The sequence below is a fragment of the Streptomyces sp. NPDC037054 genome (assembly GCF_055606745.1).
Map to the genome: position 1 here is coordinate 233719 of NZ_JBVJSJ010000003.1, position 16469 is coordinate 250187.

At 73.0% G+C, this 16469-nt stretch carries 15 protein-coding genes and 1 pseudogene; 12 read left to right on the forward strand and 4 right to left on the reverse strand.

Annotated elements, in window-relative coordinates:
- Positions 1-216: 216 nt before the first annotated feature.
- Both ACZ7D7_RS09690 and ACZ7D7_RS09695 read left to right on the forward strand, forming a co-directional pair.
- The gene (locus ACZ7D7_RS09690; RefSeq protein WP_470823437.1) at positions 217-756 is read left to right on the forward strand and encodes an MmcQ/YjbR family DNA-binding protein; all 540 of its coding nucleotides are present in this window, start codon (positions 217-219) and stop codon (positions 754-756) included.
- 209 nt (positions 757-965) lie between these two features.
- Positions 966-2498 carry a carboxylesterase/lipase family protein gene (locus ACZ7D7_RS09695; RefSeq protein ID WP_470823438.1) on the forward strand — a complete coding sequence of 511 codons (1533 nt, stop codon included), beginning with the start codon at positions 966-968 and terminating at the stop codon, positions 2496-2498.
- Positions 2499-2553: 55 nt separating this feature from the next.
- Here the strand turns inward: ACZ7D7_RS09695 and ACZ7D7_RS09700 are convergent, their stop codons facing one another.
- Positions 2554-2988 (reverse strand): VOC family protein, encoded by a 435-nt coding sequence (locus ACZ7D7_RS09700; protein WP_470823439.1) that lies wholly within the window; start codon positions 2986-2988, stop codon positions 2554-2556.
- A gap of 97 nt (positions 2989-3085) precedes the next feature.
- On the opposite strand from ACZ7D7_RS09700, the gene ACZ7D7_RS09705 reads away from it, so the two are divergent.
- Positions 3086-4027: a hypothetical protein gene (locus ACZ7D7_RS09705; RefSeq protein ID WP_470823440.1), complete on the forward strand. Its 942-nt coding sequence runs from the start codon at positions 3086-3088 to the stop codon at positions 4025-4027.
- Between the two features lie 126 nt (positions 4028-4153).
- On the opposite strand, the gene ACZ7D7_RS09710 is transcribed toward ACZ7D7_RS09705, so the two are convergent.
- Positions 4154-4381, reverse strand: a complete 228-nt coding sequence (locus ACZ7D7_RS09710; RefSeq protein WP_470823441.1) for a hypothetical protein — start codon at positions 4379-4381, stop codon at positions 4154-4156.
- A gap of 215 nt (positions 4382-4596) precedes the next feature.
- Positions 4597-4856 (reverse strand): annotated as a pseudogene (locus ACZ7D7_RS09715) (hypothetical protein); the annotation flags it as partial.
- A gap of 799 nt (positions 4857-5655) precedes the next feature.
- On the opposite strand from ACZ7D7_RS09715, the gene ACZ7D7_RS09720 reads away from it, so the two are divergent.
- Positions 5656-5853, forward strand: a complete 198-nt coding sequence (locus ACZ7D7_RS09720) for a hypothetical protein (protein WP_470823442.1) — start codon at positions 5656-5658, stop codon at positions 5851-5853.
- A 4-nt stretch (positions 5854-5857) separates the two neighbouring features.
- On the opposite strand, the gene ACZ7D7_RS09725 is transcribed toward ACZ7D7_RS09720, so the two are convergent.
- Positions 5858-6331 (reverse strand): GbsR/MarR family transcriptional regulator, encoded by a 474-nt coding sequence (locus ACZ7D7_RS09725; RefSeq protein ID WP_470823443.1) that lies wholly within the window; start codon positions 6329-6331, stop codon positions 5858-5860.
- Positions 6332-6425: 94 nt separating this feature from the next.
- On the opposite strand from ACZ7D7_RS09725, the gene ACZ7D7_RS09730 reads away from it, so the two are divergent.
- The 8 genes from ACZ7D7_RS09730 to fabD all read left to right on the forward strand — a co-directional run bounded on the left by ACZ7D7_RS09730 (position 6426) and on the right by fabD (position 16441).
- A complete protein-coding gene (locus ACZ7D7_RS09730; RefSeq protein ID WP_470823444.1) occupies positions 6426-7355 on the forward strand; it encodes an ABC transporter ATP-binding protein in 930 nt (309 codons plus the stop codon).
- A 52-nt stretch (positions 7356-7407) separates the two neighbouring features.
- Positions 7408-8178, forward strand: coding sequence for an ABC transporter permease (locus ACZ7D7_RS09735; RefSeq protein WP_470823445.1), 771 nt, complete (start codon positions 7408-7410; stop codon positions 8176-8178).
- Positions 8179-8336: 158 nt separating this feature from the next.
- Positions 8337-9527, forward strand: a complete 1191-nt coding sequence (locus ACZ7D7_RS09740) for a cytochrome P450 (protein ID WP_470823446.1) — start codon at positions 8337-8339, stop codon at positions 9525-9527.
- A gap of 318 nt (positions 9528-9845) precedes the next feature.
- Complete coding sequence (locus ACZ7D7_RS09745; protein ID WP_470823447.1) at positions 9846-12695, forward strand: ATP-binding protein; 2850 nt, start codon at positions 9846-9848, stop codon at positions 12693-12695.
- Positions 12696-13001: 306 nt separating this feature from the next.
- Positions 13002-13502 carry a hypothetical protein gene (locus ACZ7D7_RS09750; protein WP_470823448.1) on the forward strand — a complete coding sequence of 167 codons (501 nt, stop codon included), beginning with the start codon at positions 13002-13004 and terminating at the stop codon, positions 13500-13502.
- A 35-nt stretch (positions 13503-13537) separates the two neighbouring features.
- Positions 13538-14050, forward strand: coding sequence for a hypothetical protein (locus ACZ7D7_RS09755; protein ID WP_470823449.1), 513 nt, complete (start codon positions 13538-13540; stop codon positions 14048-14050).
- A gap of 109 nt (positions 14051-14159) precedes the next feature.
- Complete coding sequence (locus ACZ7D7_RS09760; RefSeq protein WP_470823450.1) at positions 14160-15578, forward strand: PfaD family polyunsaturated fatty acid/polyketide biosynthesis protein; 1419 nt, start codon at positions 14160-14162, stop codon at positions 15576-15578.
- Entirely contained in the window at positions 15575-16441 is an 867-nt protein-coding gene (gene fabD, locus ACZ7D7_RS09765; protein ID WP_470823451.1) for an ACP S-malonyltransferase, read from the forward strand. Before ACZ7D7_RS09760 ends, fabD begins: the two co-directional genes overlap by 4 nt.
- Positions 16442-16469 lie beyond the last annotated feature (28 nt).

The window sequence follows — 16469 nt, forward strand, 5'->3', positions numbered from 1 at the left end:
CCTCGGCCACTGCGCGCTCCCTCCGAACCCTCGTGCGACGGCGGTCTTCGTGTAATGGGCGATCTTCGCCCATAAGATCACGAGGCGGGCGTCAGGCTCCGCCTTTCGGCCGCACCGTTCCGCCGCGCCGGGCGGGTGGCGCCGCCGCGACCGCCGCGACCGCCGCGACCGGGGTGACGGCCGACGGCCGACGGCCGCCGTGCCAGAATCGGGCCCATGACGACCCTGGCCCACCTGCGCAAGGCGGCGCTCGCTCTCCCGGAGGTCGAGGAGGGCACCCACTTCGGCATGGTCGCGTTCTCCGTACGGGGCAAGGCGTTCGCCTCGGTCACGAAGGACGGCGGCGTCCAGCTCCATCTGGGGCGCGACGACATCGAGGCGGCCGTGGCCGCGCACCCCGGTGGCGAGCGCGTCCTGCGCGGGGAGACGCCCGTCGGCTTCCGCGTGCCGCTCGCCGGCATCGCCGGCAAGGACCTCGACGCCCTGGTCCGCGCGTCCTGGGCCGGCCGCGCCCCGAAGCGGCTCGCGGCGTCGTTGGCCACGGCCGAGGCGGCGGCCGAGACCCCCGGCGGCGATCTCCCGGCCGGTATCGGCAAGCCGGCCACGCGCGCCCTGTCCGGAGCGGGACTGCGGACGCTGGAGCAGGTGGCGCGCCTGTCGGAACGCGACCTCCTCGCCCTGCACGGCGTCGGCCCGAAGGCCGTACGCGTCCTCGCGCAGGCGCTTCGGGAGCGCGGTCTCGCCTTGCGGAAGTGACCAACCGGCCTTTCGCAGTCGGCCGGTTGGGCCGCGCCAAGACTGGTGATTTACCCGATGCCGCGCCCCGGTCGGCTGACGAGACTTCGGTGCCTGCTACCGCCCCCTTCCGTATGGAGGTGCCGATGTCCGGCCCGCTCACCCGACTCCAGGCGAGGACCCGCCGAAGTACGTCGCGGACCCGACGAAGTACGTCATGGACGCGACGCGTGGGAGTGCTGCTCTGCGCGCTCCTGCTGTCGGCCGTCGCAGCGCCCCTCGTCCCCGCGGCGGCGGCCGAGGGACCGACCGCCACCACCCGCTACGGCCAGGTACGGGGAAAGGCGGGCGAGACCGCGACCTCCTACCTCGGCATCCCGTACGCCGCCCCGCCCGTCGGGCAGCGCCGCTGGAAGCCGCCGGCCGACCCCCAGCGCTGGACGGGCGTCCGGGACGCCACCACGCCCGGCAACCCCTGCATGCAGCGCGTCCAGTCCACCCCCTGGGGCAACCTCGCCGGTCCGGGCACCCCGAGCGAGGACTGCCTCTACCTGAACGTCTACACACCGGCCCAGCGGTCAGTGGCGAAGCGGCCCGTGATGGTGTGGATCCACGGCGGCGGCTTCACGGTCGGCTCCGGGACGTACTACGACGGCGGCAGCGTCGCGGCCAAGGGCGACGTGGTCGTCGTCAACTTCAACTACCGCCTCGGGGCGTTCGGTTACTTCGCCCACCCGGGCCTCGCGGCCGAGTCGGCGCTCGGCCTCTCCGGCAACTACGGGCTGCTCGACCAGCAGGCCGCGCTGCGCTGGGTGCGGGACAACATCGCGGCGTTCGGCGGCGACCCCGGCAACGTCACGATCTTCGGCGAGTCCGCGGGCGGCGGCAGCGTCTGCCAGAACCTGATCTCGCCCCGCACGGCCGGCCTGTTCGACCGGGCCGTCGCCCAGTCGGGCTGCGGGTTCCCGCTGCCCACCCAGGAGTCGCAGCAGAACAACGGCACGACCTGGGCGAACTCCCTGGGCTGCGCGGACGTGACCTGCCTGCGCGCCAAGCCGGCCGGTGAACTGCTCGCCGCCGCGTCGAGCCCCACGGCACGCTGGGTGCCCAACGTCGACGGCAAGGTGCTGCCGCGGCAGGTGCCGGACGCGCTGGAGAGCGGACGCTTCCACCGGGTCCCCGTCGTCCAGGGCACCACCGCCGACGAGGGCCGGCTCACCGTGGCGACGACGTACGACCTGGCCGGCCGGCAACTCACCGCCGAGGGCTACCCGGCGGCGGTGCGCGGCCTCTACGGCGACCGGGCCGACGCGATCCTCGCGCGCTACCCGCTCACCGACTACGGCACGCCCGCCGAGGCGCTGGGCGCGATCCTCACCGACGCGCAGTTCGCCTGCCTCCAGTCGAGGACCGCGCGCCTCATGGCCGGGCACACCCGCTCCTACCAGTACGAGTTCGCCGACCGCCACTCGATGGACTACCTCGACCTGCCCGTCGGCTTCCCGATCGGCGCCCCGCACGGCTCGGAGATCCGGTACGTCTTCGGCGGCGTCTCGGGCACGCCCGCCCAGAACGCCCTCGCCGACAAGATGCTCGGCTACTGGACGAACTTCGCCAGGACCGGCGTGCCGTACGCGGCGGACGCCCCGCGCTGGAACCTCTTCCCGGAGGTGCAGAACCTCGCCCCCGAAGGGATCACGGCCGGGACCACGTTCCCGCAGGACCACAAGTGCGACCTGTGGGACGGCGCGACGGCCCCGTGACGCAGGGCCGAACGGGCGGGGGGACGGTCCACACGGGCCGTCCCCCCGCCCCGCGTCAGGACGAGGACGCCGCCACGCAGAACTCGTTGCCCTCCGGGTCGGCCATCACGATGTGGTGTTCGTCGACCTCCCCCACGACGGATCCCCCTGCCCGCACGAGCCGTTCGGCCTCCGCCCTGATGCGGTCCCACCGCTCCCGCGGGCTGCCGCCGCCGGGCAGCCGGATGTCGATGTGCAGGCGGTTCTTCGCCGTCTTGGGCTCGGGCACCTTCAGGATGGCCAGCCGGGGGCCCGCGCCGTCGGGGTCGCAGAGCCAGGCGCCGTCGTCGACGGACTCGCCCTCGGGCAGGTCGAACTGCGCGAGCCACTCCTCACGCGTCCGGAACGGCGCGGGCGGCGGTTCGTCGACGTAGCCCAGGGCCGTCTTCCAGAAGTCGGCGAGGAGCCTCGCGTCGGCGCAATCCAGGGTCAGGTCGATTCTCGTAGCCATGCCGGGACCCTACTGCCGGGCACCGACAGCGGTACGGCCGCGCGCGACGGCGCCGTCCGATGTGCGGGTGCGTGCCGCAAGGGGGAGTCTGAGGGGCATGCAGCGACGCAAGGGCGCGGGCCGCGGGCGCGGCGGTGAGCCGGACATCGAGGCGGTGCTCGACGAGCTGTACGTCACGCGGCCGTCCGAGTTCGTCGCGCGCCGCGAGGAACTGGCCGTCGCCGCCCGGACGGCGGGCCGCGCCGAGGACGCCCGCCGTATCCGCGCCGCGCGGCGGCCGACCACGGCGGCCTGGGCGGCGAACCTCCTGCTGCGTTCCGCGCCGGAGGAGAGCCGGCAGTTCCTGGAGCTGGGGCGGGAACTGCGCGAGGCCTACCGGACGCTGGACGCCTCGGGGCTGAAGGAGTTGTCCGCGCAGCGCCGGCGGGTCGTCGCCGCGCTGTCGCGCGAGGCCGCCGGGCTGGCGAGGGACGCGGGGCTGCGTCTGTCGGCGGCGGTGCAGCAGGAGGTCGACGCGACCCTTCAGGCCGTGCTGGCCGACCCGGAGGCGGCGGACCGCTGGGCCACCGGCCGCCTGGAGGGCGCGCTCACCCCGCCGTCCGAGTTCCCCTCCGGACCCCGGCCCGTGACCGGAACGCGGTCCCGGTCCACCCCGTCCGAGCCGGCCCCGAGCCCCGCGCAACGGCGGACGAAGGACGAACTCGCCGAGCGCCGCCGCCGGCGCGAGGAGGAACTCGCCCGCGCCCGGGAGGCCGCCGAGGCGGCGCAGGGGCGGCTGCGGGAGCGGCGGACGGAGCACGAGGACGCCGACGAGGCCCTGCGGCAGGCACAGGACCGCCACGACGCGACCGCACAGCGGGTCGCCGCCGCCGAACGGCAGCTGCGGGAGGCGCGGGAGGAACTGGAGCGGGCGGGGCGTGAGCGGCAGGAGGCCGAGAAGCGGCAACGGTCGGCGGCCGAGGCACTGGCCGGGGCCGAGAAGGAAGCCCGCGAGACGGAACGGGCAGCGAAGCGCCTGGCCGGCTCCCGCCGCACGTAGCTCCGCCCGTGGCCCTGTGGGTCCGGGTGCCGCTGGACGTGGCTCTGCCCATGCCTTCGGCTCCGGGCGCCGCTGCACGTGGCTCTGCTTGTGTCCCTGGCTCCGCCCGTGGGTCCCCGGGTCCGGTCACTCCGGTGTGCGGCTGTTCCACTCACCGGCCTCCGTGCCCCGCCACTCGACGAGCGCGGACTGCCGTACCCAGTCCTCGTCCACGTGGTCCAGGCCGGCGAGGCGCAGGAACTCGACCACGTCCAGCAGGCGGTACGCCATCCCGACGAAGCGGCCGTCCACACGGACGCGCCGCCCGCCGTCGTCGGCGGGTGGATAGATCACGATCGGCTGTGCACTGGCCATGCCATCAGCCTGCGGTCGGGCACCGCCGCCCGCAGGTCGGCCGCCCGGCCCCGACCGCCGCCCCGGCCCCGCCCACCCCGCGCCACCTCGCGACGAACAATCGAGAGGCGGCCGTGCGGCGACGCGGAGCACCATGCGGCATATGAGTGAGGGCCGGCTTTGCCGACGACCCCCGCGACACGGACGGCACGCGTGCGGAGGGCCAGCGAGGCGGGCTACAGCACCGCGATCCCCAACCGGCTGTCACCGACGGCGAGTCGGGTCACCCGGTCCGTCTCCAGGTCGACGACGCTGAGGCCGTTCCAGTAACCGTCCCGGTGAAGCCGCCCGAGACGTAGGCGGTGCGGCCGTCGGCCGACAGGGTGACGGACTCGTGCGGCCCGTCGAGCGGGACGAGCCGCTCCCGGCCGCCCGGGGAGCGGACCGTCAGGGAGGGGCCGTCGTCCCGGGCGGGGTCGATCGGCCCGGTCCCGACCTCGACGGAGTCGAGCACGGCGGCCTCGCCGCGCCGCGCCGGGTCCACGAAGGTGACGGTGTCGGCACCGAAGTCCGTGATCAGGAAGGCCCCTTCGGGCGTGCGGGGCGCGTCGGTGCCACGGCCCGGTGGGCTCGCCGCGGACGGGGACGGGGACGGGGACGGGGACGGGGATGCGGCCACGGACGCCGGGGGAGCGGCCGGCGTGTCGGCGCCCGCCGAGCAGCCGGTCAGCAGCGCGACGGTGGCGAGCGCCACGACGAGGGCGGCCCTCCCCGCGGTCCGTCCTGCGCCCCGCCCGGCGGCCCTCCCCGCGGTCCGTCCCGCGCCCCACCCGGCGCCCCGCCCCGCGACCCGTCCGGCGCTTCGCCCCGTGCGTCCGCCGGGCGTCGTGCGGTCCGCGCCGCGCCCGCTGCCCGCCCTCGCCGGGGCGCTCGTCCTGCTGGTGGTCGGCGTGTGCACGGCGGGCAGCTCCTTCGTCGTCGCGGCGGGCGCGCGTCGCGCCGTGCCTCCAGCTTCGCCGCCCCGCCGACGGGAGCCCGTCGGCCCACCGGCGCGTTCCCGGGAGCGGGTCGGCCGACGGCCGTGTCGTCCGATCGGCCGACCCGCCGCCCGTGCCGCCCGTGTGACGATGGACGTTTGCCCAGTTCACGGCCCCAGTCGTGAGGTGCCCGCCAGGGCCGGGCCCGGCCCCGCGCCGCGCCGGTCCGTCACCCGATTGGCCCGTCCCGGCTTCGTGGGACGGGCACCTCGGGGTGTGATGAGGCTTGAGAAAGGCGTCCATGAGGGGAGGCCGATCATGTACGAGATGTGTGCCGGCTCCGAGAAGCCGGGTGAAGCACTGGTATGGCACGTCATGGCGAAACCGGCGACCACCACCCTGTGCGGGCAGCGGCTCGCGCACCGGGTCGAAGCCCCCAGGGCGCAGCGTGCGGGCCACTGCCCGGACTGCATGGCGTCCTTCGCGAAACTCATGACCACGACCACCGTGAGCTGACGGTTCAGCGGTCCCCGGCGTCGTACTTCTGGCGCCACTTGTCGATCAGGGCGGCCATCTCGCGCTGCATGAAGCCGTAGAAGTCCTGCATCTCGTCGAGCCTGCGGCCCGCGACGCTGTCGTGGCCCGCGGCCTTGATGCCTTCCGCCGCGGCGTTCCACATGCTGTCGAGCAGGGCGTTCTGGTTGCCCATCAGGGTCGCCCACGCGTGCTCGCGGAAACGGTAGTGGTCCCGGCGGCTGCCGGGAGCCGGTACGCGCTCGATCATGCCGGTCGGGATGAGCTGGTTCACGGCGCCGGAGACCGCGCCGCTGCTGATCTTCAGCTCCGCGCAGAGGTCGGCGGCGGTCATCGTCTCCTGCTGGGTGAACAGCAGTGCGGTCATCACCCGGGCAGTGGTCCTCTGCATGCCGCTCTGGGCGAGCGTCAGCGCGAGCCGTTCCGCGCATTCACGCAGCTGAGTGTCCCTCTCGTCCATCAACGCCCTCCATCTTGACGAGTTTTTATCATACCGAGCACCCCGAAAACTCAAAGCGTTTACAGATCTCTGAACGTTCGCTACGTTGCTCATCATGGAGAACGTGATCGAGCTCAGGGAGCTCACCAAGACCTATGGCACGCGCCGCGGCCTGGTCGACCTCACCCTCGACGTGCGGCAGGGCGAAGTGTTCGGCTACCTCGGTCCGAACGGGGCGGGCAAGTCCACCACCATCCGGCTGCTGCTCGACCTCATCCGGCCCACGTCGGGCCGGGCGACGGTGCTGGGGCTGCGTCCCCTGGAGGACGGCGTGGAACTGCGCCGCCGGGTCGGCTACCTGGCCGGTGACTTCGTGTGCGACGGCCGGCAGAACGTCCGCAGCTACCTGCGCTTCCTGGCCGCCCTGCGCGGCGGTGTGCCGGACGCGCGCATCGACGAGCTCGCCGAGCGGCTCGGCCTCGACCAGACCACCAGGATCAAGAAGCTGTCAAAGGGCAACCGGCAGAAGGTCGGCCTCGTGCAGGCCTTCATGCACTCACCGGAGCTGCTCGTGCTCGACGAGCCCAGCTCCGGCCTCGACCCGCTGGTGCAGCAGACGTTCCTGGACATGGTCGCCGAGGCGCGCGACGCCGGCCAGACCGTCTTCATGTCCAGCCACATCATGAGCGAGGTCGAGGCGGTCGCCGACCGCGTCGGCATCATCCGCGACGGCCGGCTCGCCGCCCTGGACACCGTGTCCAACCTGCGCACCGGGGCCGTCCGCGACATCGAGGTCACCTTCGAAACGGCGGTGCCCTCGGGGGCGTTCGCGAGCCTGCCCGGGGCGGACCGGCTCAGCCTCGACACCGAGGGGACCACGCTCACCGGTCAGATCTCCGGCAGCCCGGACGCCCTGATCAAGGCCCTCGCCCAGTACACCGTCACCAGCCTGCGCGCCACCGAGCCGGCCCTGGAGGAACTGTTCCACAGCTACTACGCGGGCGCCGAGAACGCGCCCCGCACCGAGACGGCGCCCGCCGCCTGACGGCGTCGCCGTCGCCGCTCGAGAACCGTACCGAAAGGACAAAGGACTTCCGATGAGCGCCGCTATCCTCACCAAGTACCTCTCCGACAGCCGACGGAGCCTGACCGGCTGGGCGGTCGGGACGGCGGTGGTCGGCATGGTGTACGCCAGCACGTATCCGTCGCAGCGCGAGAACACGGCGAACCTGCCCGAGGCCCTGCGCGAGGGACTCAACATCGACCAGACCGCCGCGGGTTACCTGCACGCCAGCGTGTTCGGCGTCATCCTGCCGCTGCTCGCCATGATCTACGGCGTGACCGCCGGCACCCGTGCCGTGGCCACCGAGGAGGAGTCCGGCCAGCTCGACCTGCTCCTCGCCCACCCCATCACCCGCACGCAGCTCACGGTCGAGCGCTTCGGCGCGCTGATCGCCGGCGCGTTCGGGATCGCCGCGCTGGTGTGGCTCGGCCTGCTGGCCATCCGCAACGGCTCCGAGCTGACGAGCATCACACCGCTGGAGTTCCTCGCCCAGTGCTTCCACCTGGCGCTGCTGTCGGTCCTGTTCGGCGCGCTCGCCATCGGCCTGGGCGCGGCCGTCGGACGCAAGTCGGTCGTCCTGGTGACGAGCGCCGTGATCGGCGTGGTGTCCTACACGCTGCACACCTTCGCGGGCCAACTGGGCGCGGACTGGCTCGCGTACGTGTCGCCGTTCCACTACTACATCGGCGGCGAACCGCTGCGGCACGGCTTCCAGTGGACGGACGTCCTGGTGCTCGTGGTGGCGTCGGCGGTGCTGTTCGGCCTCGGCGTACGGCGTTTCAACCAGCGGGACATCAACAGCTGAGGCCCGGCGGGAGAGGGTCTGTCGTCCGGATCGGCCCGGCCGGTCCCCGAGCGGTCGAAGGCTCTGGGGTGGGTGCTGGGGGATACCCCAGTGTGCGTCCCGGGGCCCGATCGCAAGGCTGCATCGACCGACCCGCCCGCCAGGGAAAAGGTGATGGGGTGTCCACGACAGACATCGAGATCCCGCCGCAGCCCAACGTGAACGATCCGGCGATCTACGACTGGTACCGCATGATGCGCGACGAGCATCCCGTGCACCGGGACCCCGCCACCGGCTGGTGGGTGGTGTACCGGTACGCGGATGCCCGGCACGTCCTGACGAACCCGGGGACCTACTCGTCCGAGATGCACCGCATGGGCTTCCCGGAGTCCGGCCTGGAGAGCCTGCCGCAGATGGACCCGCCGCGGCACACCCGCGTCCGGCAGATCCTCAGCACGGCGTTCACGCCCGCGTCGATCGCCGCCTACGAGCCGGCGATCGTGCGGCTCACCCACCAGATCGTGGACGAGATCGCCGACCGGGGCCAGGTGGACCTTGTGGCCGATCTCGCCTACACCGTCCCCATCGCCGTGATCCTGGAGATTCTCGGCCTGCCCGCCGAAGACCGGGTGCTCTTCTACGACTGGGCCCGCAAGGTCATGAACGTGACCCCGGAGGAAATGGCGCAGGAAGGGTACCTCGAGGCCCTCGGGGAGCTTCAGCAGGAAGCGATTTCATACCTGCGTGAAAAGGTGCGTGAACGGAAGAACAAGAACACCGACGACATGCTCACCCGGCTTGCCAACGCGGAACTCGACGGCGACCGGCTGACCGAGGACGAGACGGTCAACTTCGCGAATGTGATGTTCGCCGGCGGTCATATCAGCACGACGATGACCATTGCCAACTCGATCGATCTGCTCGACCTGAATCCGGGTGCCCGTGAGGAGCTGCGCGCGAACCGCGATCTGATTCCGCAGGCCGTCGAGGAGGTGCTGCGGCACCGGCCCCCGATCACCACGGGCCTGCGGGCGTCGACCCGCGAGGTGGAGCTGGCCGGGGTCGTCATCCCCGAGAACCAGCACGTCGCCGCCAGCTTCTGCTCGGCCAACCGCGACGAGCGGCAGTTCCCCGACCCCGAGGCCTTCGACATCCACCGCCGCAGCGAGGGCCGCCACTTCGGCTTCGGCTTCGGCACGCACCACTGCATCGGCAACGCGCTGGGCCGGCTGGAGACCAGGCTGGTCCTGAACGTCCTGTTCGACCGCTTCAAGGAGATCTCGGTCGACCGGGACGGCGACCTCGCCTGGGCGATCCCGCCGCAAATGGTGGGCTTCGACAAACTTCCGGTCTTTCTGCGCCCCGCCTGATCCAGTCGTAAGGATCGAGCCACCCCTTGTCGGCCAGGACAAGGGGTGGCAATGCCACTTTCCGGCCTCCTTGGCCATATTGAGAAGGTGACCTTGACGCTTCCTTAACGGGGTTCGGTGCAGCGCTCACGGTGGCGTCATGTGTTAACTTGTCAATCAGTCCTGATCGGCGCGACGTCATGAGGACGGGGGAATGTGTCACGACCGCCAAGGCCACAATAGAAAAGCCACACACCAAAAAGGCGCATGATTCCGTGCGCGCTTTCCCTTTTCTGGAATCTTCCCGGTCTCTTCGACTTTCCACCAAGGGGTGTGGCAATGCAGGAATTCCTGCTTCTGGAACGTGATCGCGAAATCGACCTCATACGGGCCGGAGTACGGCGGGCGCGCGGCGGCGACGGCGCGTTCGTCGTCCTCGAAGGAGCCCCCGGATCCGGCAAGACCCGACTGCTCGCGGCGGCACGCCAGGAGGCGGAGAAGGAGGGGCTGCAGGTCCTCCACGCCCGGGCGGGCGCCCTGGAGCGGGACTTCTCCTGGGTCGTCGTCCGCCAGCTCTTCGAACACTGCCTCAGCGGCGGCGGCCCCGCGGACAGCGGCGACCTGCTCGCCGGACCCGCGGCACTCGCCGGCAGCATCTTCGACTACGCCGACCCCGAGGGCATCAGCGCACCGCCCCAGGAGGACGGCAGGCTCTACCGGGTCCTGCACGGCCTCTACTGGCTCTGCAAGAACCTTTCCGCCGCGACACCCCTGATGCTGCTCGTCGACGACGCCCACCACTGCGACACCGCCTCGCTGCACTTCGTCAACTACCTCGTCAACCGCCTGGAGGGCAGCGGCGTCGTGCTCGTGCTCACCAGCGCCCCCGAAGTGCCCGGCGAGGCCCAGGAGTTACTGCTGTCCGCCAGCCGCTCCCCGCTCGCCCAGCACGCCGTGCTCGAACCGCTCGGCCGGGACGCGGTGCGCGAGGCCATCACCGTGCGGCTCGGCGGCACCCCGCACGACGACGTCACCGAGGCCTGCCTCGTCGCCAGCCACGGCAACCCCTCCCACCTCATGGAACTGCTGGACGAGATGCGCCGGCGCGGCATCACCGCCGAACGGTCGGCCGCCGAGGAGATCCTCAGCCTCGCGCCCGCCCGCATCGCCAAGGAGGTCGCGAGCCAGCTCCAGCAGCTGCCGCCGTCCGCACGCGGACTCGCCGAGGCGGTGGCCGTCCTCGGCGACGACGCCGACCCCCGGCACTGCGCGGCGGCGGCCGCACTGGACAACGGCGTCGCCCTCGACGCCGCGAACGCCCTGCGCGAGGCCGACCTGCTCAACCCCGGGGTGCCGTACACCTTCCGGCGTCCCGTCGTGGGGCAGGTCGTCTACGCGCAGATGTCGCCGGACGCGCGCAGCCGCGCCCACCGTCGCTCCGCCCACTCGCTGCACACCGCCGGCGTCGACCTCGCCACGGTGGCCGAGCACCTGTGCCGCACCGAACCCGGCTGCGACGCCTGGACCGTCCGGACCCTGCGCGCCGCAGCGGTGGAGGCCATGCGCCGGGCCGCGCCCACGGACGCCACCCGCTACCTGCGCCGGGCCCTGGCCGACTCCAGCGCCGAGCACGACCCCTGGATCCTCGGCCAGTTGGGGTCGGCCGAGCTGCGCGCCCGGGAGTCCTCGGCGATCGAGCACCTCCGCGAAGCGCTGCGCCGCACCCACGAACCGGCGTTCCGCAGCAGGCTCCGCCTCGAACTGGGCCTGGCACTGACCGCGTCGGGCCGCTACGACGAGGCCCTCACCCTGCTGGCGGAACCCGGGCCCGTGCGGCCGGACTCCGCCGAGCCCGCCGAGCGGGCCGTGCGCGCCACGGCCGCCGTGGTGGCCCGCATCGCCCCCGGCAGGCGCAGACCGACCCTGCCCCGCCCGCCGGGCGTCACCGCCGCCCCGCGCTCGCACGCGGCGATCGAGGCACTGTCGCGCGGCCGTCCCGCCCACCGGGTGGCCCGGCTGGCCGCAGCCGCCATCGCCGACGGCGCGGCACCGCACGGCGAGGACACGGAACTGACCGACGCCGCGGTCGCCGCCTGGACCCTCGCCCAGTGCGACGAGGCGGAGTCCGCGGAGAGGGTGCTGCGCGAGACGGCGCGCAAGGCGTCCGACGCCGGGCAGTTGCTCGCCGCGGCGACGGCGAACAGCCTGCTCGGCGGCGTCCTCCTCGACACCGGCCGGCTCGCCGAGGCCGAGGCCGGCGCGCGGTGCCTGCTCCAACAGCAGGAGTGCTGTTCGCTGACGCTCGCCTGCGTGCCCCTCGCGGCCGCCGTCCTCACCCACTGCCTCATCGAGACGGACCAGCTCCAGGAGGCCGAGGACACCTTGCGCCGCATCGGGCTCACCGGACCCCTGCCGCAGTCCGCGCTGTCCGTCCCGCTGCGGATCGCACGCGTCCGGCTCAGCATCCGCCAGGACCGCTTCGAGGACGGCCTGCGGGAACTCAACGAGTGCCGCGACCAGGCGGGACAGGAGGGCTGGCTCTACCCGTCCGCTTCCTCCGAGTACCTGTCGGACGCGGCGCGGGCCCTGGCCATCACCACCGGGCCGCGGGCCGCCCGCAAACTCGCCGCCGACGTCACCGAGCGCGCACGGGCCTTCGGCGCCGTCCGCCCGCTCGCCGCCGCGCTGCGCACGTACGGCGAGATCGTCGGGGGAGACGAGGGCCTCGACATGCTGGAGAACGCCGACCGGCTCCTCGCGTCCACGCCGTACCTGCTGGAACGGGCCCGCGTCCTGGTCGCGCTCGGCGCGGCACTGCGGCGGCAGGGCCGGCGCGGCATGGCCCGCAGCCGCCTCACCGCCGGAATGGACATGGCCCAGGGCATCGGCGCGTCCGTACTGGAGGCCACCGCCCGCGCCGAACTGCGGCTCGCCGGGGTCCGTCAGGTCAGAAGCGGCCCGCAGCAGAGGGCACCCCTGACCCCGGCCGAGGAGAGAGTGGCGTACAAGGCCGCGGCCGGACTGAGCAACCGGGAGATCTCCCAGGCCCTGTTCGTCACCGTCAAGACGGTGGAATGGCACCTCAGCCAGGCCTACGCCAAGCTCGGCATCGCCAGACGGGCCGAACTGTCCCAGGCCCTGGCCACCGGCCAGGCCCCGCACGGCGAGGCCGTCCCCCGCTCCGCGTAACCCGGCACGTCGCGCGACCGGCCCCACCCGGTCCGGCCACGCAACCGACACCACCGGCACGCCACCCGGCCGGCACCACCCGGCGCGGCGGGCGCCCCCTGCGGGCGCCCGCCGCGCCGTTCGCGTCCGCGGACCCGGCACCCCGCACCTCACCCGCACCCCACCCGTACTGGGGTCGCTGCTGGGGGAGTTCCGGGGGCGGTCCGGGGCCCCGGTCCACCAGTCTTGGCTGCCGGTCCCGCCGGGCGCGACAGCTCCCGACCGAACGCCGGGACCGGCCACATGCCTAACCGAAGGGCGGGACACGTGACCAGCACGACGGACAAGAGCTACGCCACCCTCACCGAGGCCGAGCGGTCGTTCGTGGACGAGGTGGCCCGGCACTACCACGAGGCGCACGGCGTGACCTGGGAGAAGGGCCGGGTCATGGCGTGGATGATCATCAGCGACCCGATCGAGCAGACGCTGCCCCAGATCTGCGCCGCGGTCGACGCCGACCCGGACGCCATCGAGCAGCTCATCGAGCAGCTGACCCTGGCCGGCCTGTACCGGCGCATCGAGACGCCCGGCGAGGAGACCCGCTACCGGCTCGTCGACGACGGCTACCCCAAGGCCGTCGCCGACACCTTCGCCAGCTGGCCCGAGTACCACCAGATCTTCCGCTTCGGCCTGGAGGTCCTCGCCGACGCCGACGACGCCCGGCGCAAGCGGATCGCCGAGATCGAGGAGCTGTTCGGCCACATCGTCGGCGACCTCGCCGACATGTCGAAGCGCTGGGAAGAGCACCGCCGCACCGCTGCCGCCTGACCGACCGCCCGGACGCACCGCGAGGAGAGCTCACCATGACCGAGCAGACCGCCCCCACCACCCTCTCCGAGGGGGAGCAGGCCTTCGTGGAGAAGGTCGCCCAGTACTACTTCGAGAACGACGGGATGCCGCACGACCGCGGCCGCGTCGTCGGCTGGATGATGATCTGCGACCCGCCGGAGCAGACCGCCGCCGACATCGAGAAGGCCCTCGGCGTGCCGCGCGCCGCGATCGACCGCATCGTCGACCAGCTCACCCCGGAGAACGACCCCGTCAGCGTCTTCGAGCGCACCGGATCGCTCCAGGAGAACTACACCATCCGGCTGCGGGAGAACAGCTGGGGCCCCAAGGTGCGCGGCATCTTCTCGGAGTTCCCCGACTTCCACCACGTCGCCGCGACCGGCCTCGCCGCCCTGCGGGCCGAGAACGCCTCCGAGGAACGCCTGCTGCGCCTGGCCAACATGGAGCGCTTCCTCGGCTTCGTCAGCGCCGAGATGCCCGCCATCCTCGAGCGCTACGAGCGGAGCCGGGCCGGCGCCGGTCACTGAGCCCGGCACACCCGCCGCACCTGCGGGGCGCACGGCCAGGGCGAGGGCCCCGGATCCCGGGGCCGCACGCCGACGACGTCCGGACACGGCACAGACGGGACGGGTACAGATGACCACATCGCTCGTGCGGGCCGGCCGGACGGCCGGGGCCCCCGGCCGCATCGGCGCGGAAGCCCTGGGCAGCGCGGCCTTCCGCGCCGACCACGGCGTCCGCTACGCCTACGCGGCCGGCTCGATGTACAAGGCGGTGGCCTCCGAGGACCTCGTCGTACGGATGGGCAGGGCCGGCCTCCTCGCCTACTTCGGCACCGGCGGCCTGCGCGCCGACCGGGTCGTCGCCGCCGTACGGCGCTTCCAGCGGGAGATCGGCGACGGCCCGTGGGGAGCCAACCTCCTCGCCTCGCACGAGAACCCCGCCAAGGAGCAGGAACAGGTACGGCTGTTCCTGGAGCACCGGGTCCGCCGGGTCGAGGCGGCCTCGTTCATCGTCCCGACCCGGCCGCTGGTCCAGTACCGGATCAGCGGCCTGCGCACGGCACCCGACGGTTCCGTGCACGTGCCGCACCGCGTCATGGCCAAGGTGTCCAGACCCGAAGTCGCGCAGTACTTCCTCGAACCGCCCCCGCGGCACCTCGTCGAGGAACTGCTGGCCGAGGGAGCCGTCACCGCCGAGGAGGCGGCCCTGGCCCAGCGTGTCACCCTCGCCGACGACCTGTGCGCCGAGGCCGACTCCGGCGGCCACACCGACCAGCGGCAACTCGTCGTGCTGCTGCCCGACACCGTGCGCCAGCGCGACCACGCCGCCGCCCGCTTCCCCGCCGCCGGACGGGTGCGGGTCGGCGCGGCGGGCGGGCTCGGCGTACCGGAGGCGGTGGCCGCCGCGTTCGTGCTGGGCGCGGACTTCGTGCTCACCGGCAGCATCAACCAGTGCACCGCCGAGTGCGGCACCAGCGACCGCGTGAAGGACATGCTCCAGCAGGCCGAGGTCCAGGACATGACCGTCGTCCCGGCCGGCGACATGCTGGAGACCGGCGCCCGCGCCCAGGTCCTGCGCCGCGGACTGTTCTACCCGGCCCGCGCCAACCGGCTCTACGAGCTCTACCGCCGCCACGACTCGCTGGACGACCTCGACGAACGCACCGCCGACCAGCTCCAGCGCCGCTACTTCCGGCGGACGTTCGAGCAGGTGTGGGAGGAGACCCGCGCCTACTACGCGCAGGCCAACCCCGAGTCGCTGGCCCGCGCCGAGCGGGACCCGAAACACAAGATGCTGCTCGTCTTCAAGGCCTACTTCGTGCAGTCGATCCGGCTCGCCATGAGCGGCTCCGAGGAGCACCAGGTCGACTACCAGATCAACTGCGGCCCCGCGCTCGGCGCCCTCAACTCCCGCCTGCGGGGCACCGACCTGGAGCACTGGCGCGACCGACACGTCGACGAGCTGGCCGAGCTGCTGATGCGCGGGGCGGCCGACGTCCTCACGGCACGGCTCGCCGGCCTCACCACCGCACCCCACGGGAGCCCGATGTGACCGTCGCCCACCTCTTCGCCGGACAGGGTTCCCAACGCGTCGGCATGGGAGCCGAGTTGCTGGCGACGTACCCCAACCTGGTCCGCCAGGCCGACGCGGCGCTCGGCTACTCGGTCGCCGACCTGTGCCTGAACGGCCCGCCGGAACGCCTGTCCGACACCCGCTACACCCAGCCCGCCGTCTACGTCGTCGACGCCCTCGCCTACCTGGACGCGGTGCGCAGAACGGGCGTCATCCCCGACGTGGTCGCCGGACACAGCCTGGGGGAGTACGCCGCGCTGTTCGCCGCAGGCGCCTTCGACTTCCGCACCGGCCTGGAGATCGTCGCCCGGCGCGCCGCCCTCATGGCCGACGCCGGCCCCGGCGCCATGGCCGCCGTCATCGGCCTCGACGAGTCCGCCGTACGGGACGTCCTCGCGGCCGAGGGCGGCGACGTCGACCTCGCCAACCTCAACGCCCCGGACCAGATCGTCGTCTCCGGCGGGACCGAAGCCGTGCGCAGGGTGTCCAAGGCACTGTCCGCGCGGGCGAGCACGGTCGTCCCGCTCGCCGTCAGCGGCGCCTTCCACTCGCGGGGCATGCGCCCGGCCGCCGAACGCTTCGCCCGGTTCCTCGACGGCTACGTCTTCGGCCGCCTCAAGATCCCCGTCGTCGCCAACGCGACCGCCCGGCCCTACGCCGACCACGAGATCCGCGACCTGCTCTGCCGCCAGCTGTGGTCCCCCGTCAGGTGGACCGACACCGTGCACCACCTGCTCACGCTGCCCGACCCCGACCTGCGGGAGATCGGCCCCGGCAACGTGCTCACCGGCCTGACCCGGCGCATCCGCGCGGCACGCGAGGCCGAACCGGCGCACGGCTGACGGGCCGCGACGCCAGGACTGCCGAGAA